At 72.4% G+C, this 20,300-nt stretch carries 18 protein-coding genes; 7 read left to right on the top strand and 11 right to left on the bottom strand.

Annotation, left to right across the window (positions count from 1 at the left end; genetic code table 11):
* On the bottom strand, positions 1–1,740 hold the full coding sequence (locus BA062_RS08865) for a GAF domain-containing sensor histidine kinase (protein ID WP_110335582.1): 1,740 nt from the start codon (positions 1,738–1,740) through the stop codon (positions 1–3).
* Positions 1,741–1,850: 110 nt separating this feature from the next.
* Positions 1,851–2,591: a hypothetical protein gene (locus BA062_RS39765; RefSeq protein WP_168213908.1), complete on the bottom strand. Its 741-nt coding sequence runs from the start codon at positions 2,589–2,591 to the stop codon at positions 1,851–1,853.
* A gap of 234 nt (positions 2,592–2,825) precedes the next feature.
* Here BA062_RS39765 and BA062_RS08855 point away from each other — a divergent pair, with 234 nt between their 5' ends.
* Positions 2,826–4,214 carry a wax ester/triacylglycerol synthase domain-containing protein gene (locus BA062_RS08855; RefSeq protein ID WP_110335580.1) on the top strand — a complete coding sequence of 463 codons (1,389 nt, stop codon included), beginning with the start codon at positions 2,826–2,828 and terminating at the stop codon, positions 4,212–4,214.
* Positions 4,211–5,122: a universal stress protein gene (locus BA062_RS08850; protein WP_110335579.1), complete on the top strand. Its 912-nt coding sequence runs from the start codon at positions 4,211–4,213 to the stop codon at positions 5,120–5,122. Before BA062_RS08855 ends, BA062_RS08850 begins: the two co-directional genes overlap by 4 nt.
* 9 nt (positions 5,123–5,131) lie before the next feature.
* Here BA062_RS08850 and BA062_RS08845 read toward each other — a convergent pair whose 3' ends face one another.
* The 3 genes from BA062_RS08845 to BA062_RS08835 form a co-directional block, all read right to left on the bottom strand.
* A complete protein-coding gene (locus BA062_RS08845; protein WP_110335578.1) occupies positions 5,132–6,100 on the bottom strand; it encodes a DUF3048 domain-containing protein in 969 nt (322 codons plus the stop codon).
* Between the two features lie 140 nt (positions 6,101–6,240).
* Positions 6,241–6,858: an Rv1733c family protein gene (locus BA062_RS08840; protein ID WP_425452907.1), complete on the bottom strand. Its 618-nt coding sequence runs from the start codon at positions 6,856–6,858 to the stop codon at positions 6,241–6,243.
* A 178-nt stretch (positions 6,859–7,036) separates the two neighbouring features.
* A complete protein-coding gene (locus BA062_RS08835; protein ID WP_110335576.1) occupies positions 7,037–7,966 on the bottom strand; it encodes a universal stress protein in 930 nt (309 codons plus the stop codon).
* Between the two features lie 241 nt (positions 7,967–8,207).
* On the opposite strand from BA062_RS08835, the gene BA062_RS08830 reads away from it, so the two are divergent.
* The 5 genes from BA062_RS08830 (at position 8,208) to BA062_RS08810 (ending at position 14,616) form a co-directional block, all read left to right on the top strand.
* Positions 8,208–9,209, top strand: a complete 1,002-nt coding sequence (locus BA062_RS08830; RefSeq protein ID WP_110335575.1) for an ABC transporter substrate-binding protein — start codon at positions 8,208–8,210, stop codon at positions 9,207–9,209.
* Positions 9,206–10,003 (top strand): ABC transporter permease, encoded by a 798-nt coding sequence (locus BA062_RS08825; protein WP_110335574.1) that lies wholly within the window; start codon positions 9,206–9,208, stop codon positions 10,001–10,003. Before BA062_RS08830 ends, BA062_RS08825 begins: the two co-directional genes overlap by 4 nt.
* On the top strand, positions 10,000–10,779 hold the full coding sequence (locus BA062_RS08820; RefSeq protein WP_110335573.1) for an ABC transporter permease: 780 nt from the start codon (positions 10,000–10,002) through the stop codon (positions 10,777–10,779). The genes BA062_RS08825 and BA062_RS08820 overlap by 4 nt, the downstream gene beginning before the upstream one ends.
* Positions 10,780–10,800: 21 nt before the next feature.
* Entirely contained in the window at positions 10,801–11,592 is a 792-nt protein-coding gene (locus BA062_RS08815; protein ID WP_110335572.1) for an ABC transporter ATP-binding protein, read from the top strand.
* Positions 11,593–11,829: 237 nt separating this feature from the next.
* The gene (locus BA062_RS08810; RefSeq protein WP_110335571.1) at positions 11,830–14,616 is read left to right on the top strand and encodes a patatin-like phospholipase family protein; all 2,787 of its coding nucleotides are present in this window, start codon (positions 11,830–11,832) and stop codon (positions 14,614–14,616) included.
* 117 nt (positions 14,617–14,733) lie between these two features.
* On the opposite strand, the gene BA062_RS08805 is transcribed toward BA062_RS08810, so the two are convergent.
* From BA062_RS08805 to BA062_RS08780, 6 genes are read right to left on the bottom strand one after another with little or no spacing between them, the layout of a single operon-like run.
* On the bottom strand, positions 14,734–15,966 hold the full coding sequence (locus BA062_RS08805) for a styrene monooxygenase/indole monooxygenase family protein (RefSeq protein ID WP_110335570.1): 1,233 nt from the start codon (positions 15,964–15,966) through the stop codon (positions 14,734–14,736).
* 50 nt (positions 15,967–16,016) lie between these two features.
* Positions 16,017–17,249: a styrene monooxygenase/indole monooxygenase family protein gene (locus tag BA062_RS08800; RefSeq protein ID WP_110335569.1), complete on the bottom strand. Its 1,233-nt coding sequence runs from the start codon at positions 17,247–17,249 to the stop codon at positions 16,017–16,019.
* On the bottom strand, positions 17,242–17,889 hold the full coding sequence (locus BA062_RS08795; RefSeq protein WP_110335568.1) for a GTP-binding protein: 648 nt from the start codon (positions 17,887–17,889) through the stop codon (positions 17,242–17,244). The genes BA062_RS08800 and BA062_RS08795 overlap by 8 nt, the downstream gene beginning before the upstream one ends.
* A complete protein-coding gene (locus BA062_RS08790) occupies positions 17,864–18,205 on the bottom strand; it encodes a DUF742 domain-containing protein (RefSeq protein ID WP_210406860.1) in 342 nt (113 codons plus the stop codon). Before BA062_RS08790 ends, BA062_RS08795 begins: the two co-directional genes overlap by 26 nt.
* 58 nt (positions 18,206–18,263) lie before the next feature.
* Positions 18,264–18,707 (bottom strand): roadblock/LC7 domain-containing protein, encoded by a 444-nt coding sequence (locus BA062_RS08785; RefSeq protein WP_168213907.1) that lies wholly within the window; start codon positions 18,705–18,707, stop codon positions 18,264–18,266.
* Complete coding sequence (locus BA062_RS08780; RefSeq protein WP_110335567.1) at positions 18,704–19,996, bottom strand: sensor histidine kinase; 1,293 nt, start codon at positions 19,994–19,996, stop codon at positions 18,704–18,706. Before BA062_RS08780 ends, BA062_RS08785 begins: the two co-directional genes overlap by 4 nt.
* Positions 19,997–20,300: the final 304 nt, after the last annotated feature.

Raw genomic sequence — 20,300 nt, 5'->3', positions numbered from 1 at the left:
TCAGGTGCCGAGAGGCGCGCGCCAGAGCACCCTGGTGCCGCCGTGTCGCGTGGCACCGATCGCCGTCGTCCCCCCGCACTGCCGGGCCCGGCGCTCGATGTTGTCCAGTCCGCTGCGCGCGACGCCCGGCGGGATGCCGACGCCGTTGTCGGTCACCTCGATGCGCAGCTCCTCGGCGGTGGCCTCGACCGACACCGCCACCTCGTCGCCGCCGGAGTGCCGCAGGGCGTTGCTCAGCCCCTCGCGCAGCACGGCCTCGGCGTGCTCCGCGACCCTCGGCGGCACGAACGTGTCCACCGCGCCGGAGATCCGGATCGACGGCGACACCACCGAGTCGGTGGTGAGGTCGGCGGCCACGTCGAGCAGCCTGCGCCGCAGGCTCGCCGGCTTGTCGGCGGCCGTGGTGTGCAGATCGAAGATCGACGTCCGGATCTCGCGCACCGTGCGGTCGAGCTGCTCGACCGAGTGCTGGACCCGGCCCCGCGCATGCTCGTCGGTGATTCTGCGCAGGGTGCCCTGCAGGCTCATGCCGGTGGCGAACAGCCGCTGGATCACGTGGTCGTGCAGGTCCTGCGCGATCCGGTCACGGTCGGCGAGCAGGTCGAGCAGCCGCTGGTTGCGTTGCTTGTCGGCGAACTCGAGCGCGACCGCGGCCTGGTCGGCCAGCGACGCCAGCATCGGCAGCTGCTCGTCGACGAACGCGGCAGAGCCCTTCGGGCGCGCAACGACGAGCATCCCGCCCGCGCCCGACGCGCTGCTCACCGGCACGGCCACGGCGGGCCCGAACCCGCCGGAACTGACCCCCGGCGCGCCCACGGCGTGCGAGAGGTCGGGCAGGATGCGCGGGTCGCCCCCGCGCAGGATCTCGGCCAGCACCGACCCGCCCCGGGTGTCCACCGTCAGCCCGGTGAGCTCCTCGGCTCCTGGCCCGGACACCACGCTGACCGACACGACGTCCAGCGCGTCCTCGCCGGGCAGCAGCAGGAGCGCGTCCTCGGCACCGGCCAGCTCACGGACGCGGCGCACGATCAGCGCGAGGGTCGCGTCGACGGACGCTCCCCCGAGCAGCTCGCCGTTGATCTCCGCGACCGCGCCGAGCCAGCGCTCCCGCATCCGCGACTTCTCGAACAGCCTGGCGTTGTCCACCGCGACCCCGGCCGCGGCGGCGAGCGCCTGCAGCACCACCTCGTCGTCGGCGGTGAACTCCGCACCGTCCCGTTTCTCGGTGAGGTAGAGGTTGCCGAAGACCTTGTCGCGCACGCGGATGGGCACGCCGAGGAAGCTGTGCATCGGCGGGTGGTTGCGGGGAAACCCCACGGACGCCCTGTGCTTCGACAGGTCCGCGACGCGCACCGGGCGCGGGTCCTCGATGAGCACGCCGAGCAGGCCCCGCCCCTCGGGCAGGTGCCCCATCGACGCCCTGGTCTCCTCGTCGATGCCGACGTGGACGAACTCCGACAGCCCGCCCTCGTCCGAGAGCACGCCGAGCGCGCCGTACTGGGCGTTCACCAGGTCCGAGGCGGCCTGCACGATGCGCTGCAGCGTGGAGTCCAGCTCCAGCCCCGTCGCGACCGCGAGCACGGCGTCGAGCAGGCCCTGCAGGCGGTCCCGTGTCTTGACGATCTCCGCGAGCCGTTCCTGCACCTCGTGCAGCAGCTCGTCCAGTCGCAGCCCGGCGAGCGCGCTCGCCTCGAGCTTGTGGCCGCCCGGTACCCCGGACGGCGGCAGGTCTGCGGGCATGCGGTCTCCGATCGCGCAATGGCCCCCGTGAGTCACACCACCATTGACGACGCGCCGACGTCGTGCGCTGCGCTCACGTTATGCCTGTCCGCACGCCTGCTCAACCATCGTCACCGGCCCAGTCGCAGGAGCAGCTGAGGGCTGCCGCCCAGCCCGCACGAGCGGACCAGCCGCTGCCGGAACTCCCGGAACTGGAAGGGACTGATCTGGGGGGCCGCGGTGAGGCCGAGCGCGCGGGCGGCGAGCGACGCCTCCTGCATGGCGGCACCGGCGAGCACCTGGTCCCTGCGCCCGTCGGACGTGGTGACCACGAGGAGCCCGGCCTCGACGGTCTGCTTGCGGTGCGCGGGAGTGAACGAGGGCAGCGGCACCAGCTGCACGCCCGGCATCGTGCCCGTCCGCACCACCTCGGCGAGCGGCTCCTCGGGCAGGTCGGCGGGGTCGACGGGGTGCCGGTGCCGGGTGCGGTCGAAGATCGCGCGGAACCGGCGGGCATCGGTGCCGGTGGGGCGGTGCCTGCCGCGTGCCGTGACCCCGGCGACCAGCGCGGGGCGCGCGGGATCGCCGAGCAGGACGGTCTCGGGCTGCCAGCCGAGCATCCGCGCCGCCACCACCACGCCGGCCAGCGCGGCCCCGCAGGCGATGACCCGGTCGCGGCCCACCCCCTCCGGATGCCAGCTCGACGCGCCGAATCGTTCGGAGAGCTCGGCCCGATCGCCGCGAACCTCCAGTGACCACGGGCGGCCGACACCGCACGGGTAGGAGTTCATCGCCGCGCGCACCAGCACGTCGCGCTCCTGGGCCGACCACGCGTGCAGCGCGGGGCGGGTGAGCAGGGGGCCGGTCGTCATCGGCTCGCTCCTTCTGCCGGGCAGCGGTCCTGACTACCAGAATGGTCTTCCCCCGGCGATCGGGGCAGCGGCACTCGTCACCGGCGACCAGGGCACAAGGTCCCTACCGGCCGTCCCATGACCGTCCACAATGGTGTGGCCGGTGTCCCGGCCCCGCGCGGCCACCGGGCTTCGGGGGCGAGAAACACGTACCGTGCGTAGTAGTGCCGGCAAGATCACGCACGAAGGGCGACGATGACTGCGAACACGGCCCCCGTCGAGCGCATGGGGACGGGCGACCTCATGACACTGGCCTCCGACCTGGGCGTGCCGCCGATGCAGATCGCCGGGATCCTGGTGCTCGACGGCGGGGCCGCGCTCGACATCGACGCCGTGCGCAAGACCATCGCGGAGCGGGTGCGCGGCATCCGCCGCTTCCGGCAGCGCCTCGTGCACACCCCGCCGGGGCTCGGCAGGCCGTACTGGACCGACCACGCCGGGTTCTGCGTGGACGACCACGTGCGGCACGTGCACTGCCCCGAGCCCGGCGACGACACCGCGCTCCTCGCGGTCGCGACGGACGCCGTCACCGAGCGGCTGCCCCGCGACCGGCCGCTCTGGTCGGTCACGTTCGTCACCGGGCTCGCGGGCGGCGACGCGGCGCTCGTGTTCGTGATGCACCACGTGCTCACCGACGGCATCGGTGGGCTCGCGGCGCTCGCGCGCATGGCAGACGGCATGCCCGTGCCCGACGATCCGGCGTTCCCGCGACGGCCGCCGGGGCGCCGGCAGCTGCTCACCGACGTCGCGCGCGACCGCGTGCGGATGCTGCGCGGGCTCCGCACGGTGCCGCGGCGGGTGCTGGGCGCCCTGCGGGAGCTGCGGCTGCGGGAGACCGCGTCGGCGCCCCGCTCGTCGCTCAACCGGCCGACCAGCCCGAACCGGCGCTTCGCCGTGGCCAGGGCCGACGTCAAGGCGGTGCGGACCACGGCGCGGGCCCACGGCGGGATGCTCAACGACGCCGTGCTCGCCGCGGGCACCGGCGCGCTGCACCGGCTGCTGCGCGCCCGCGGCGAGACCGTGGACAGGCTCGTCGTGTCGATGCCGGTGTCCACGCGGGGCCGCGATGCGGGCGCGCACCTGGGCAACCACGCGTTCTCGGTGCCGATCGAGCTGCCCGCGGCCGGGGACACGCTGGAGCGGCTCACCTCGATCGCGTGGCTGACCCGGCACCGCGTCGGCGTCGCCCGCGGCGCCTCCGGCGGGCTCGTGAGCCCGGTCTTCCGGCTGCTGGCGCGGCTCAAGCTGCTGCAGTGGTTCGTGGACCACCAGACCGTGCTCTCGACCTCGATCACCTACCTGCGCGGCCCTTCGGCGCGGCTGTCGTTCCTGGGCGCGCCGATCCGGGAGGTCATCCCGCTCTCCACGGTCAAGGGCAACATGACGGTGTCGTTCGTGGCGCTGTCCTACGGCGGGCGGCTGACGGTCACGGCGGTCACCGACCCCGAGCAGGTCACCGACCTGCCGGTGCTGATGGAGGCGCTGCGCGACGAGCTGGCCACGCTCTCCGGCGGGCCGGACCCGGTGCCCCCGGCCGCACAGGCGAGACCCGAGCACGCCGACGCGCGGAAGGAGCGATCATGAGCATCCCCGAGCTGGGCAGCGGCCCCGTCGTCGCCGGAGTCGACGGCTCCCCGGCGGCCCTGCGGGCCGTGCGGTGGGCCGCCGACGCGGCGGCGCGGCACCGTGTCCCGCTGTACCTCGTGCACGCCGCGGGCTACCCCGACCTCTACGGGGGCGAGAGCATCCCGCCCCCGGCGGCGTTCAGGGAGGACCTGCGCAGGCAGCGGTGGGAGTTCCTGCACACCGCGCGCGCGACGGCGGCGGAGACGGCGCCGGGCCTCGACGTCCACACGCTGTTCGAGACCGACCCGCCCATTCCGGCGCTCATTCACGCGTCGAGGTCGGCGCGCATGGCCGTGCTCGGCTCGTCGGGGCACGGCGGGCTCTACGGCCTGCTGGTGGGCTCCACGACGCTGGCGCTGGTGAGCCACGCGCACTGCCCGGTGGTGTCGGTGCGCGGCGACGGGCCTCCGCTGCCGGCCAGTGACGACCAGCGACCCGTGGTCGTCGGCATCGACGGCAGCCCGCTGAGCGAGCGGGCCATCGGGCACGCCTTCGACGAGGCGTGCTTCCGTGGCGTGGAGCTGGTGGCCGTGCACACGTGGAGCGACGCCGACACCGAGGTCTTCAGCGAGGCGCGGATGGCGTTCGACTGGGAGCCGATGCGCGACGCGGAGGAGCGCAGGCTCGCCGAGCGGCTCGCAGGCTGGCGGGAGCACTACCCGGACGTGACCGTGCGGCGGGTGCTGGTGAAGGACCGGCCGAGGCACGAGCTGCTGGAGTGGAGCAGGCGCGCGCAACTCGTAGTGGTCGGCAGCAGGGGCCGCGGTGGTTTCCGCGGCATGCTGCTCGGGTCCACCAGCCAGGCCCTGATCCACAACGCCGAATGCCCGGTGATGATCGCCCGCCCGCGTCAGGAGCGGGGCTGAACCCGCCGGTCAGCGCGGCACGAGCAGGATCCACACGGGGCCTTCCGCGCGCGGCAGCGGCTCGCCGGAGGACGTCGTGAACGTGGTGCCCTCCCCCGCCGACCGGCGCGACCACGTGCCCTCGAACGCTCTGCCGTCGCGCAGCACCGTCACGGGGCCGGTGCCGACGGTCCGCGCGACCGGCGACACCGACCCGGCGGCGTCCTCGACGTGGGCGCCGCGGCGGATCGCGACCCGCTGCACCACCACGGTCGCGGTGGCCGCCTGCCCCGCCTCGGTCGTGAGCAGCGGCGAGCCGTCGAGCCACACGTGCCAGCGTGCGTCCCGCCGCGACCAGCGGAAGTCGTAGGACGCGGCGGGGAAGCCGACGGTGTGGCCCGCGGTGGGCGTTCCGCCGCCGGGGGCGGCGCCGGTGGCGAGGACGTGACGTGGCCCCGGTCCGGTGCCCGCGGGCAGCAGGCCCGGCCGCGCGAAGAGGTTGTGGGGCCTGGGCCTGGCGGCGTCGCGGAAGTACGCGCCGGGCACGCGCTGCTCGGTGGCCGTGGTCATCGAGGCGCGGCGCAGCAGCGGCAGGATCTCGGGCGCGGCCCCGGAGAACGCCAGCGTGGGATGCCCGTACTGCGCGAGCAGCTCGACGTCGGTCTCCCGCGCGCTGCGCACGGGACCCACGACCCGGGGCAGCCGCGACGAGTAGACGGCGGCCAGCCGGGTGAGGCCGCCCTCGACGGGTTCGACGTAGACGACGTCGGCGGCGGAGAGCCCGGTCTGCGGGCGGGCCGCGGCGACGTTGTCGATCTTCACGACCAGGACGCGGTCGGCGGGCGCCGGCGTGGTGACCGGCGCGGACGACTCCTGAGGGGGTGCGCCGGGGCGGGTGGGCCCGTCCTCGCCGAACAGCAGCAGCGCCGCGACGGCGGCGCCCACGACGGCGAAGACGGCGACCGCGGCGAGCAGCTGGCGGATGGGCTTGCCGGGCACGGGCCACCTCCTCCCGGACGCTGTCCGCTCACTAGAGCAAAACGAGCGAACGGGCGGTCAGATCCGTTCGGCGGGTCTTCCGGGAGCGTGGGACCGGGTTCACCCGGCCGGCGGCAAAGGTCTCGACCACCGCCGGTCCGTCAGCGGCGGCTCCACTCGCGCTCGACGCGCGCCCATTCGCGGGCCCACTGCGCCGCGCGCAGCCGCGAGAGCACACCGCGCACGGCGAGGAACACCAGGCCGCACAGGGCTACGACGCCGAGCCACGCGGAGATCGCGACGCTCACGGCATCCGTGGCCGCACCGGCCCTGGTGATCGGCGGGCTCGTCAGCTCGCCGTCGTCGTCGAGCCACACCGGGATCTCCGTGCCGCGCGTGGTGCCCCGGTAGGTGCTCACCTCGCCGACCTGTTCGCCGCCACCGGGACGCTCCCAGCGGGCGAGGACCCGCACGTTCTCCATCTCGCCCGTGGTCATGCTCACGGGAGCGTCGGCCAGCAGCACCGCCGTGGCCCGGTGTTTGGACTCCGCCTCCTGCTCGGCGACCGCGAGCCTGCTCGCGTAGGTCTCGCTGCCCAGCGACGCCACCACGGGAATCGCGAACAGGGCGAGCAGGAGGAAACTCACGAGCAACCGCGCCTCGAGGCGATCTCCCGGCCTCGACAGGGGGTTACGGCCGACGAACAGCCGCCGCCACAACCGCGCGGTTCTTCCAGATGACGCCACCAGCGACCGACCCCCTTCGCCCGGCGGCCCCATCGTCAGTCGCCGGTTCAACATCCGACACCGACATTATCCCCGCGAGCGGGGCTGGTGTTTCAACGTCATCGTTCCCTGGACCACACCAATGTGCTGTGAGAATGGCGACAGCTACACACTGTGTCACCGTTTTGGCCCAATGGCAGCCCGCCTGGAGCAGTGTCCACAGTGGATTCGGTCATCGGCGGGGCCGGACGACCGCGACCGGGCAGCGCGCCTCGTGCACCAGCTCACGCGCGGCCGAGCCCAGCGCGCCCTCGCACCCGCACCCGACCACCAGCAGCTGAGCGTGCGAGGTCGCGGCCAGCAGCGCCTCCGCGGCCCCGCTCGCCTCGACCACCAGTTCCGCCACCCGGACGCGGGGGTACTTCTCCCGCCAGCCGGTGAGGTCGGCACTCAGCTCGCGACCCTCCCGCTCCCTGGCAGCCGCACGCTCACCCGGCGTGAGATCGGCACCGGCGAGGCCGGCCCAGTGCGCCCGCCACGCGCGCACCGCGACGAGCGGCACGCCACGTGCGGAGGCGGCCTCGAAGCCGAACGCCAGCGCGTCGCCCGCCCTCGCCGAGCCGTCGGTGCCCACCACGACCTGCCCCGCCTCGGCCACCGCCGTCCCCTCGCGCACCACGACCACCGGGCACGCGGCGGACGCGGACACCGCCGCCGCGACCGAGCCCGCGCCGTCACGGCCGCCGCCCAGCCCCCGCGAGCCCAGCACCACGAGACCGGCCTGCGCCGACCGCGCGACCAGCGTGTCCGCGGCCGCGCCGACGTGCACGTCCCAGTCCACGTCGAGGCCGGGTGCGGTCCAGCGGGCCAGGTCGGCCGCGTCGCGCAGCCAGCGCCGCCCCGACTCCGTCCACGGCGCCGCGTAGGCCGCGGTGGATGCGGGCGCGACGCGCGGATCGAGCGGCGGCAGGTCGCACACGTGCGTCAGGTGCACCGCGGCGCCGGTCCGCGCGGCCTCGAACGCCGCCCAGCGCACCGCGGTGAGCGCGGTGGCCGAGCCGTCGACGCCGACCACGATCGGCAGCGGGAGCAGGATCTCGCGGGCGAGCGCCTCCAGCGGCGCTGACTGGTCGAGCGGGTTCAGCGTGCTCAAGGGGTTCATCTCTCACCTCGCGTTCTTCGCGTCCAGGCTCGCCGCGCCCGCCTGATCGTCACTAGGGACGAACTGCCCTGATTCGCCCAGGTCGCGGCGGAAATCGACCCCGCGACCACGGCCCCGTCGTATAGGTCGTTATACGACGTGATCGGCACGGAAAGATCTTCCCGCATCACCCATCAGGGTGAGAGAATGTTGAGCTGCTCCAGTCCCTGGCCGGTTCACGCATGGCACGAGGGAGTGCCCCATGACCCAGGCACGTGCACGGTTCACCTCGCCCCGACGGTTCCTCCCGGCCGCGGCCGCCCTGTTGGCCACGCTCGCGGTCGCCGCCGCCTGCGGAGGTGGCGGCGAACAACAGAGTGAGGGCACCGTCACCGTCCGCGTCGGCGTCATCCCCATCTCCGACGTCGCCCCGCTCTACGTCGGCAGGGAACAGGGCTTCTTCGCCGACGAGGGCCTGCGGGTCGAGCCGCAGGAGTTCGCGGGCGGAGCCGAGATCCTGCCCGCCGTGCAGAGCGGCGACCTGCAGTTCGGCTTCTCCAACACCACGTCGCTGCTCATCGCGGCGAGCCGGGGCCTGCCCGTGCGCATCCTCACCCAGGGCGTGCAGGAGGCGGCCACGGCGGACAAGGCGTGGTCGCACATCTGGGTCCGCGCCGACAGCGGCATCACCACGCCCAAGGACCTGGAGGGCAAGCGGATCAGCCTCAACACCCTGCGCAACATCACCGAGGTCACCGCCAAGGCGTCGCTGGAGAAACACGGCGTGGACATCTCGACGCTCAAGTTCGTCGAGGTGCCCTTCCCCGAGGCCAACGCCGCGCTCGAACAAGGCGAGGTGGACGCCATCTACGTGGTCGAGCCGTTCGACACGGTCGCCAGGCAGAGCGGCGCGCGCCCGATCGTCGCCCCGCTGTTCGAGACGCAGCCGAGCCTCACCGTCGCCACGTACTTCACCACCGAGCAGTACCTCGCGGACAACACCGACGTGGCGGAGCGCTTCGCGCGGGCCATGAACAAGTCGCTGGAGTACTCCGGCGGCCACCCCGAGGCCGTGCGCAAGGCGCTGGGCACCTACACCAAGATCCCGGACGAACTGATCGGCCAGGTCCGGCTCGCGCAGTGGGGCACCGACCTCAACCGGCCCTCCATCGAGTTGATGGGCGAGCTGAGCCGCAAGTACGGCCTGCTGGACCAGCCACCCGACCTCGACGAGCTGATCTGGTCCCCCGGCGGGAACCAATGACGACGCAGCGGGTGCGCACCGCGCGGCCGCGGGCACGCGCCGTCGCGCAGACGTGGTCCGGGGTCGCGGCCGTGCTCGTGCTCGCCGAGCTCGCCTCCCGTACCGGGCTGCTGCCCCGGCGCTACTTCCCTCCGGTGACCGAGATGTTCGCCGAGCTGGGCCGTCAGCTCACCGAGCCGTCGTTCTGGTCGGCCGTCGCGCAGACCCTGCAGGGGTGGGCGCTCGGCCTCGGCATCGCGGCGGTGTTCGCGGTGCCTGCCGGGATGCTGCTCGGCACCAGCGCGGTCCGGTACCGGGCGTTCCGGGTGATCATCGAGTTCCTCCGGCCCATCCCGTCGGTGGCGCTCGTCCCGCTCGCGATCCTGGTCTACGGCGTGGGCCTGGAGAGCAAGGTGTTCCTCGCCGCGTTCGCCGCGTTCTGGCCGCTGCTGATCCAGACCCTCTACGGGATGCAGGACGTCGACCCCGTCGCGCTCGACACCGCGCGCGTCTACCGGCTCGGCCGCGTGGAACGGCTCACGCGCGTGGTGCTGCCGGGCGCGGTGCCCTACGTCGCGACGGGCCTGCGCATCTCGTCGTCGGTGGCGCTCATCCTCGCCGTGACGGCCGAGCTCGTGATCGGCTCCCCCGGGCTCGGCAGGGAGATCAACGCCGCCCGCGTCGGCGGGGCCACGGACCTGCTCTACGCGCTCATCATCGTCACCGGCCTGCTCGGCTGGGCGCTCAACGCCCTCTTCGCCGCGGGCGAGCGCCGCGTGCTGCACTGGCATCCGTCCCAGCGGGACGCGCGATGAGACGGTCCCGCCGGGCGCTGCTGATCGCGCTGGAGATCGCCGTCCCGCTCGCCGCGCTCGCCGCGTGGTGGGTGTGGTCGGCCGGCGCGGACAGCTTCTACTTCCCTCCGCTGGCCGACATCCTGGCGACGTTCGCCGACACCTGGGTGTTCGAGCGCGTCGGCAGTGACGTGGTGCCGAGCCTCGCGCGGCTGGCCGCCGGATTCGGTATCGCCGTGCTCGCCGGGGCCGCCCTCGGGACCGCGCTCGGGCTCTCCCCCGCCGCGCGCCGCGTCGCGGGCCCGGTCATCGAGTTCGGCCGGGCCGTGCCTCCGCCCGCGCTGCTGCCGTTCGGGATGCTCGTGCTCGGCGTCGGCGACACCATGAAGATCTTCGTCATCGCGATCGTGTGCGTATGGCCGGTGCTGCTCAACACCATCGACGGCGTGCGCGGAGTCGACCCGACGATGCTCGACACGGCAAGGGTGTACGGCATCACGGGCCCGGAACGGCTGCGGCGGATCGTGTGGCCTTCGGCGCTGCCCCAGGTGTTCGCGGGCCTGCGCACGAGCCTGTCGCTCGCCCTCATCCTCATGGTGATCAGCGAGATGGTCGCCAGCACCGAGGGCATCGGGTACTTCGTGCTGGAGTCGCAGCGTTCGTTCGCGATCCCGGAGATGTGGTCGGGGATCCTGCTGCTCGGCCTGCTCGGCTACCTGCTCAACGCGGGTCTTGCGCTCGTCGAGCGGCGCGTGCTCAGGTGGCACCGAGGGGCCAGGGCCAGTGCACTGCGGTGACTGCGAGGAAAGGGTCCGGCGATGCTCGACGTGAGCGGTCTTTCCAAGACGTACGGCGAGGGCAGGCGGGTGACGCACGCGATCGCCGACCTGAGCTTCTCCGTCTCCGAGGGAGAGTTCGTGTGCGTGGTCGGGCCGTCCGGCTGCGGCAAGACGACGCTGCTGCGGTGCATGGCCGGGTTGCTCGCGCCGACGTCGGGGCGGGTCGCCCTGCGCGGCCAGGTGGTGGACGGGCCGCCGGAGCAGATCGGCTTCGTGTTCCAGGAGTACAGCCGCTCGCTCATGCCGTGGCTGTCGCTGCGCGACAACATCGCCCTGCCGCTGCGGCACAAGGCACTCGGCAGGGACGAGCGGAACCGGCTCGTCGAGGACGCCGTCGAGTCGGTGGGGCTCACCGGGTTCATGGACCACTACCCGTGGGAGCTCTCGGGCGGTATGCAGCAGCGCGTCGCGATCGCGCGGGCGCTGGCCTATCAGCCGGAGATCCTGCTGATGGACGAGCCGTTCGCGTCCGTCGACGCGCAGACCAGGGCCGATCTGGAGGACCTGGTGCTGCGCGTGCGCACCGCCTACGGCGTCACCGTCGTGTTCGTCACCCATGACATCGACGAGGCCGTCTACCTCGGCGACCGCGTGGTGGTGCTGACCCCGCCGCCGACGGCCGTGCAGGAGGTGCTGCCCGTCGCCCTGCCGGAGCCGAGGGACCAGGTGGAGACCAAGGAGCTGCCCGAGTTCGCCCACCTGCGCGCCCACATCTTCCGCTCCATCAAACGCAAGCAGGACGACACCCCCGACCTCCCGGCCCCCACCTGACGCCCCCGCGAGTCGTGCGTTCCCGACCGCGAGTCGTGCGTTCCCGACCGCGAGTCGTGCGCTCCCGACCGCGAGTCGTGCGCTCCGGACCGCGAGTCGTGCGCTCCGGACCGCGAGTCGTGCGCTCCGGACCGCGAGTCGTGCGATAACGAACCGGACCGCCGGCTTTACACCCCTCGGAGTGAAGGCCAGACTGCTGGGCGTCACCGTCGAGGGACGACGTACTGGGGGGGAACCGTGTCATCGCCGAGTCCCGCGCGGGGTGGTGCGCCGCGCCGGAGTGTCGCCGCCGGTGCCGCGCTCGCCGCGCTCACGCTGCCCGTGCTGGGGAGCCTGGTGCCCGCACCGGCCGACCCGGTCGCGATCGGGCTCGCCGGCGCCGGGCAGCCGGTGCCGCTGCCACCGGGAACGGCGGAAGCGGCGTGGTGGGACCTGCTGTTCCTCGCCTGCCTCGGCGCCGCGCTGTGGCTCGGCGCCTCCTCGGCCCGCTGGTGCGCGTGCGGGCCGAGGTCGTTCCAGGCCGCGTGGCTCGCGCGCGTCGCGACGGTCGTCACCGTGTCCGCCGGGGCACTCGCCACCATGCTCCTGTTGCTGGTGACCGCCTGGCCGGACACCGCGGCGTTTGCGCTGGACGGCGCGGCCGCCGCGACCGTGCTGAAGTTCAGCGCGCTGGTGCCCGCCGCCGCGATCGGCCTCGCCGGGGTCGGCGCACTGCTGTGGCGCTGCGTCGCCCACTCCCCTCGCGCGCTCGCGGAACGCACCGGGCAGCAGCTGCGGACGTGCCCGCCCCGGCCGGTGGAGGCCGACGACCCGCCCGCATCGCGCGATGGCCAGCCGGGCGCGTCCCGCTGGCGCGACGCCTACACCGTCCCCGGGGTCGATCCCGCCGAGATCACCAGGAAGTGGCGGGCGGGCATCGACACCAGCGGCGTGTGCCTGTCCGGCGGAGGGATCCGCGCCGCGAGCGTCGCGCTGGGTGCCCTCCAGTCGCTGCGCGCGGAACTGCTCGAGGCCGACCACCTCGTGTCGGTCTCGGGCGGCGGCTACACGGCGGGCGCGTTGCAGCAGGCACTCACCGACGCGGGCAGCCCACCACTGCCGGGGAAGCCGGAGCGGGAGCCCGGCACCGTGTTCACCGAGGGCAGCGCCGAGCTGCACCACGTGCGCAGGCACTCCAGCTACCTCGCCGACACCCCGGCCCGGCTGCTGGCCGCGCTGGGGCGGATCGGCAGGGGCCTGCTGCTGTCATTGACCGTCCTCTTCGGACCAGCCGTGGTGCTCGGTGTCCTCACCGGACTGTTCTACGACGCCGTGCCACTGACCGCGCTCACGCTGGATCCGCTGCGCTATCCCGTTCCCCGCACGGCTTCGCTCGTCGCGCTCGGCGTGCTGTCGGCCGGGACGTTCCTGCTCGCACTGTTCACGCGCGGCGCGGCCGACCGGAGGACCCGCTCGGCCCGCGTCGTGGCGCCGCTCGTCGCGATCACGCTCGTGCTCGCCGCGCTCACCCTCGTGGTTCCGCTCCTGGTCTGGGCCGCCGAATGGCTGTTGTCGCACGCGGGCCGGGTCGCCGGGGTCGGCGGTCCACTCGGGACGGTGCTCCTGACATACCTGGCGGCGCTCGCCTCGATGTTCTGGCGGCACCGCGCGTTCCTCGGCAGGCAGGCGCGGGGGCTGTTCCGGCGGGGCAGTGGTGGTATTCCCGCGGCACTGCCGGGCGGGGTGCTGCAACGGCTGCTGGTGATCGTCACCACCGGCGTGCTCGCGGTGGTGTGGCTGCTGCTGTTCGCGGGCTCGGCGACGACGCTCGGCGACGAGGCCGCGCTGTGGTCCGCCGCGCTCGTCGCCGCGGTGGTGCTCGTGCTCGGCGGGGTGTTCGACGTGACGTCGCTGAGCCTGCACCCCTTCTACCGGCAGCGGCTCGCGTCGGCGTTCGCCGTGCGGCGGGTCCGCCGCGACGCCGACGGCCAGGTGGTCGCCGTGCCCTACGAGCCCGCCGAGCGGACGTCGCTCTCGCGCTACGGCGCCAGGCCGGAGAAGTTCCCCGAGGTCGTGTTCGCCGCCTCGGCGAACCTCACCGGGGAGAACCGCACTCCCCCCGGCCTCGACGCGGTGTCGTACACGATGAGTGCACAGTGGACGGGCGGGCCGGACGTCGGCTGGGTCCGCACCGGGGACCTCGAGGCCGCGGTGACGCCCCGCTTCCGCCGCGATCTCACGGTGCAGGGCGCGGTGGCGGTCAGCGGTGCGGCGTTCGCCTCGGCGATGGGCAGGTCGAGCCGCTGGTTCCAGGTGCTGCTCGCCGTGTCCGGTGCCCGGCTCGGCGCGTGGCAGCCGAACCCGAAGTTCGTGCGCCACGCCCACGAGGCCGCAGAACAGGGCAACTGGGCGCATCCGTGGCTGCCGAGGGCACGCAGGCTGCCGTACCTGCTGCGCGAGGTCTTCGGCGTCCACCCGCACCGCGATCCGCTGCTGCACGTGACCGACGGCGGGCACTACGACAACCTGGGCCTCGTCGAACTGTTCCGCCGCCGCTGCACGCTGATCTACTGCGTGGACGCGAGCAACGACGCGCCGCCGACGGCCGGCACACTCGCCCGGGCGCTCACGCTGGCCCGGCACGAGCTGGGCGTGCGCGTGGAGCTCGACGACCCGTGGCCCGCCGAGCCCGGCCAGGTGCACCACGTGCCCGGCGCCGAGCAGCTGACGCTCGCGGGCAGGCTCACCGCGTCGCCGCTCATCACCGGCACCATCCACTACCCGCCGGAGAGCGGGCTGGCCGCCGAGGTCACGGGCAGGCTCGTGGTGGCGCGGGCCGTGCTGTTCCCGGAGCTGCCGTACCAGCTGCTCTCCTACGCGGCGCACCATCCCGAGTTCCCGAACGACAGCACGGGCGACCAGTGGTTCGACGAGGGCAAGTTCTCCGCCTACACCGAGCTGGGCAGGCGCATCGGCGCACAGGCCCGGCAGGCCGCGCGGCCGCCGGTGGAGCCGAGCGCGGAGCCGGTGCCGGCCACGCCCTGAGTGCGCTGTGGCCGGGAATCGGCTCACACGGCGGAACCCTTCGGTATTCCTCGCAGTGAAGGCCACCTTGCCTGCGTTGAACGCAGTGAGGGTGGCCTTCACTGCACGGGGAGGGGCCTAGTTGAGGCTTGCCAGGTACTTCTGGAGCTTCTCGGGTTCGAAGAACCACTCGGCGAGGTCGGCCGGGTTGTTCATGCCGTTGGCGAAACGGTCGGCCACCGCCTGGTTCTCCTGCGCGATGCCGAGGATCTGCTGGACGTGCTCGGGCGGCGGTTCGAGCATGGTGTTGGTGAACTTGGTGACCCACTGCGCGTGGTCCCAGTAGGACTCGAAGGTCTGCCGCATCCAGTCGCGGTCGAACGGGCCGTCGCCGCGGGACAGGATGCCGTCGAGGTAGTACTGCGCGCACCGGGCGGCGTTGTTGGAGCCCTGGCCGGTGATCGGGTCGTTGGCCACCACCACGTCGGCCATGCCGAGCACGATCTGGCCCGAGGGCAGCTCGCCGACGGGGTCGCGCACGATCGGCGTGTACCCGCCCACGAGCGTGCCCCGCGCGTCGGTGAGCTCCGCGTCGCGGAACCGTTCGTACTCCCACGGAAAGTGCTTGCGCATGTTCTCCAGCTGCCGCTGCCAGACCTCCTGGGAGCCGGGCTGGTCACGGAAGCAGTCGAAGTCGCCGCCGGGGATTCCGGCCATGAACACGATGTCGCACGCGCCGCTCAGCGTGTGGCCGGGGATGTTGATGTTCTCACCGGTACCCGGGGAGTTGTTCATCCACACGTCGATGGAGCCCTGCGGCCGCTCCGGCCGCTGCCTCGCACCGTGCACATAGGACACCGACAGTGCCCGCTGTGGCCGCGTGTACCGCGAGCGCTCGTTGTCGCGGTCGAAGAGCTGCACCAGCTCACCCTTGCCCGCCGCGACGATCGTGAGCTCGTACATGCGGGCGAGCGCGTTCAGGTCGGCCGTGGTGACGCCGTGGATCACGACCTTGCCGCCGCGCTCCTCGAACAGCTCCAGCCAGTCGGCCATCTTCACGCGCTGGTCCACCGACTGCGCGGGCCCGACCCACTCTCCAGCCCAGTTGAGCAGGCGGTCGCCACCGGGGCCCGCGAGTGACAGGCCCTGGTGGGTGATCGCCGGGGCTGTGTCGTCCCAGAGGTTCAGCCCGTGCGACCGTTCGATCGTCAGCGCGTCGTGGAACATGCACTGGGTCGACATCACCCGGCCTGCCCGGATCTCGTGCGGTGTCCGCGCCGACATCATCGTGACGTCGTATCCGTGCTGCTGGAGCGTGAGCGCCAGCTGAAGCCCCGACTGCCCCGAGCCGACGATCAGAATCTTGCGCATTGAAACGCGAACCCTCCCAGTGTTCTGTTGTCCCGTCCCCGTGCCGTCCGTCAGCCCGAGACGCTCGCCAGGTACGCGGCGGCCTTCTCCGGGTCGAGGAACCAGTGCTGGAAGTCGGACGGGTCCGTGAAGCCGTTCGCGAACCGCCTGGCCACGGCGGGGATCTGGCCTGCGGCGCCGATGATCTCCAGCACGTGTGGTGGCGGCGGCTGCAGCATCGCGTTCGTCCACTGTGTCACGTGCTGGGCGTAGTCCCAGTAGCGGTCGAACGTGCCCTGCATCCACTCGCGGTCGTAGGGCTGGTCACCGCGTTCCAGGATCCGGTCGAGGTACACCGCCGCGCACTTGGCGGCGTTGTTGGAGCCCTGGCCGGTGATCGGGTCGTTGGCCACCACCACGTCGGCCATGCCCAGCACGGGGTTGCCCGACGGCAGCTCGCCGACCGGGCGCCGCACCACCGGGGTGTACCCGCCCGCGAGGGTCGCCCTGTGGTCGGTCAGCTCCGCGTTCGCGCAGCGCTCGTACTCCCACGGCAGGTACTTCTGGACGAGACCGAGGAACCGCTCGAAGTGCTCCTGGGGCCCTGGCCGGTCGTCCCAGCAGTCCAGCGGCCCGCCGGGGATGCCCTCGAAGAACAGGATCTCGCAGTTCCCGCTCAACGTGTAGCCGGGGATGATGAACAGCTCCCCCACGCCGGGGACGATGTTGAACCGCACCGCGGAGAAGTCCGGGTGCTCCGGCCTCGGGGTCATGCCGTGCACGTAGGCGACCGACAGCGCGCGCTGGGGCTTCGTGTACGGAGAGCGCGACGGGTCGCGGTCGAACAGCTGCACGAGCTCGCCCTTGCCAGCGGCGACCACGACGAGGTCGTACATGCCCGCGAGCTTGTCGAGGTCGGCCGTGGTGACGCCGTGGATCACGAGCTTGCCGCCGCGCTGCTCGAACAGCTCCAGCCAGCCCGCCATCTTCACGCGCTGGTCCACCGACTGCGCGTAGTCGTCGAGCCGCGCGACCCAGTCCAGCACCCGGCTGGAGTCGGGGCCCGCGATGGACACGCCGAGCCCCTCGACCTTGACGGTCTGTTCCTCCCACAGGTTCAGGCCGTACTTGCGCTCGTGCTCCAGCGAGTCGTGGAACATGCACTGCGTGGACATGATCCGGCCCTTGCGAATCTCGTCCGGGGTTCGTGCCGACATGACCGTCACGTCGTAGTCGTGCTCCCGCAAAGCCAGCGCGAGCTGGAGTCCGGACTGACCCGCGCCGACGACGAGGACCTTACGCATTCGCTCTTACCCTTCCCGGTTCCGTCAGTTCCGCCAGCGACAACGTGTACGTGACCAGCGCACGCAACGCCTCCGCGGTGGACGCCGGATCGCGGGCGTCACAGGTGATCAGCGGAATCGACGGGTCGAGGGCGAGGGCGTCCCTGACCTCGTCCAGATCATGTTCGATGGCGCCGTTGAAGCGGTTGACCGCGACGATGAACGGCAGGTCCGAGTCGTTCTCGAAGTAGTTGATGGCCGCGAACGACTGGTCGATCCGCCGGGTGTCCACCAGCACGATCGCGCCGAGCGCGCCACGCGAGAGGTCGTCCCAGAGGAACCAGAACCGCGCCTGGCCCGGCGTGCCGAACAGGTACAGCAGCAGGTCCGAGTGCAGCGTGATGCGACCGAAGTCCATCGCCACCGTGGTGGTCGACTTCGTGCCGTCGGGCGGCAGGTCGTCGACGCCGGTGCCGGCCTCGGTCATCCATGCCTCGGTGTTGAGCGGCGGCACCTCGGACACCGAGCCGACGAACGTCGTCTTGCCGACGCCGAAACCACCGGCGATCACGATCTTCGCGGAAACCGTGAGCAGTCCGGCGTCGGCGTCGGGGTCCGAGGCCACGGCCGCTGCCTCAGACCGGTAGCCGCTTGAGTCCATCGAGGATCCTCTCGAGTACGTTCCGGTCGTGCTGGTAGGCGTGTGCCGTCGGGTGGATGTAGACCGCACCCTGCGCCGCGAGGTCGCTCACCAGGACCCGGACGACGCCGAGCGGGATGCCGAGCAGCACCGACAGCTCGGCGATCGACACCCGCGTGCGCGCACGCTCGTACAGCATGCGTGACTCCGGCATCAGGGAGTCGCTCAGGCTGGGGTCGTAGTGCGGCACGGAGATCAGCGTCTCGACCAGCAGGTCGTACCGGGACTTCGTTCTTCCCCCGGTCAGCGCGTACGGGCGGATCCGCTTGCTGCGCATCTTCTTGTGCTGAGCGGATCCGTTCTCAGTGGACACAGTGATCACTTCCTCGCCCGGGTCAGGCCTGCGCCCGCCGGGCGGTCAGCACGCGTCGCAGGTCGGCACGGATCTCGGGGGTCAGCGCGTGGCCGGCGTTCCGCACGAACTGTGTCATCTCGTACGCGACGACCTTCATGTCGCAGTCGGGGCCGGTGAGCACGGCGAGGCCGGCGCCGGAACCGATGCCCATGAACAGGAAGTAGCCGTGGGTGAGCCGGATGATGATCTGCTCACACGTGCCCTTGTCGAACAGCGTCGCGCTGTTGCGGGCGAGGCTCAGCAGGCCGCTCGCGATCGCGGCGAGCTGCTCCGCGTCCTCGTTGCTCACCGCTTCCGAGGCCGTGAGCGGGAAGCCGTCGGCCGACATGATCAGCGCGTGCGTGACACCGTGGACCTTGCGGACGAAGTCGTTGATCAGCCACGAGAAGTTCTGGCCTTGGGAGCTGTCGATGTCGGCTGTCACTGCTTTCCTTCAGAACTCGGGTCCGCTTCGTCACTGCTGCGCTGTTCGTCCCTGGCCGCCTGCTCCCCGTCGGAGAACGCGCCGAGGTCGGCGAGCAGCTGGTCGTGGCCCGCCTCGATCGACTCGGCGTCCTCGGCGGCCGGCGGCGCGGCCGGCGTGCCGTCCTTCTCCCCCGAGGGGTTCTTGAGGCTGCGCGACACCCGCCGCGGCAGCCCGCTGGCGGTGGTGCCGCCGACCACGGGCGACGACGGCACGTGCCGGGGCCGGGGCGACGGCGTGTCGTTGCGGTGCGCCCCGCGCCGGGGCAGCTCGCCGGAGATCGCGCCGGGTTCCTCGGTGAGCACGGCCGAGGGCACGGGCTCGGGCTGGTCCTGCGGCGCGGAGAGGTTGCGGCCGCCCTGCGCGAAGATCACGGTCTGGGTGCCCGACCACGTCGCCTCGGGCAGCTCCGACACGAGGCTCGCGGGGAGCAGCACGGTCGCGGTGGTGCCGTGCGGGACGCGGCGGTCGAGCGTCACGCGCATGTCGTGCCTGCCCGCGAGCCTGCGCACCACGGCGAGTCCCATGTGCCGCACGGCGTCGTCGTCGAGCACCGGCGCGTGGGAGAGCCGGTCGTTGAGCTCGCGCAGGCGCTCCGGGGGAAGGCCGATGCCCTCGTCCTCGATGCGCACGAGCACGCTGCCCTGCTCCGTCAGGTGCGCGCTGACCCGCACCGGCGAGTTGGGCGGCGACTGGTTCGCGGCGTTGTCGAGCAGCTCCGCCAGCAGCCTGCTGAGGTCCTCGGCCGCGAAGCCGACGACGCCGAGGGAGACGATGCGCCCGATGGTGATGCGGGAGTACTGGTCGATCGACGACATCGCCGCGCGCACCGTGTCGACCAGCGACGACGTCTCCGAGGACGTCTCACTCGCGTCGCGGCCGGCGAGCACGCGCAGGTTCTCCGCGTTGCGCCGCAACCGCGTCGCGAGGTGGTCGAGCCGGTACAGCTGGCTCAGGCGGTCGTGGTTGTCCTCCTTGGTCTCCATCTCCTCCAGCTGGGAGAGAAGGGAGTCCACGAGGTTGAGGTCGCGCAGCGCGATGCTCGCGCAGATGTCGACCAGTGCCGTCTCGGGTGCACCGTCCCTGACGTCGGGCTGCTCCTGCCGCAGCGCCGCCGGAGCGGCCTCGAGTGCCGGTCTTTCCGAGAGATACCGCGGTGGATCGAGAAACTGTGCCGCCGCCACCCGGGAACGGTCGAGCAGCACACGTGAGCGATCCAGGAATTCTCGCGCTCTCGCCCGCCTCGCCATGCATCCACTACTTTCTCGTCGCGTACGGGCCCTGTGGATCGGCCACCCCCGATGGCCAACGGACGCTATGCAAGCAGACACCGCGGTACTTGTCCACAACCGGTCCCCGTTTCGTCGCTGGCAGTGAACCCCCGGTCCGTCGCTGGCCTCGGGCGATGCGCGAGGCCGTCACGGTCGGTGCCGAAACTCCCCGCGGCTCACCCGGATGTCGTAGTCGCGGTATGTGACCGGGCAACACCACCCTGCATCGACAACCGGGGGCGGGCCTTGGCAAGATACGGGCCTCCGGGAGCAGCTTGCAGCT

Origin of the sequence: Prauserella flavalba (assembly GCF_003202235.1) — a bacterium.
In the GTDB taxonomy this organism is placed as follows: domain Bacteria; phylum Actinomycetota; class Actinomycetes; order Mycobacteriales; family Pseudonocardiaceae; genus Prauserella_A; species Prauserella_A flavalba.
Note: the sequence above shows the minus strand (reverse complement) of the source record. Positions and strands in the feature narration are given on the sequence as shown.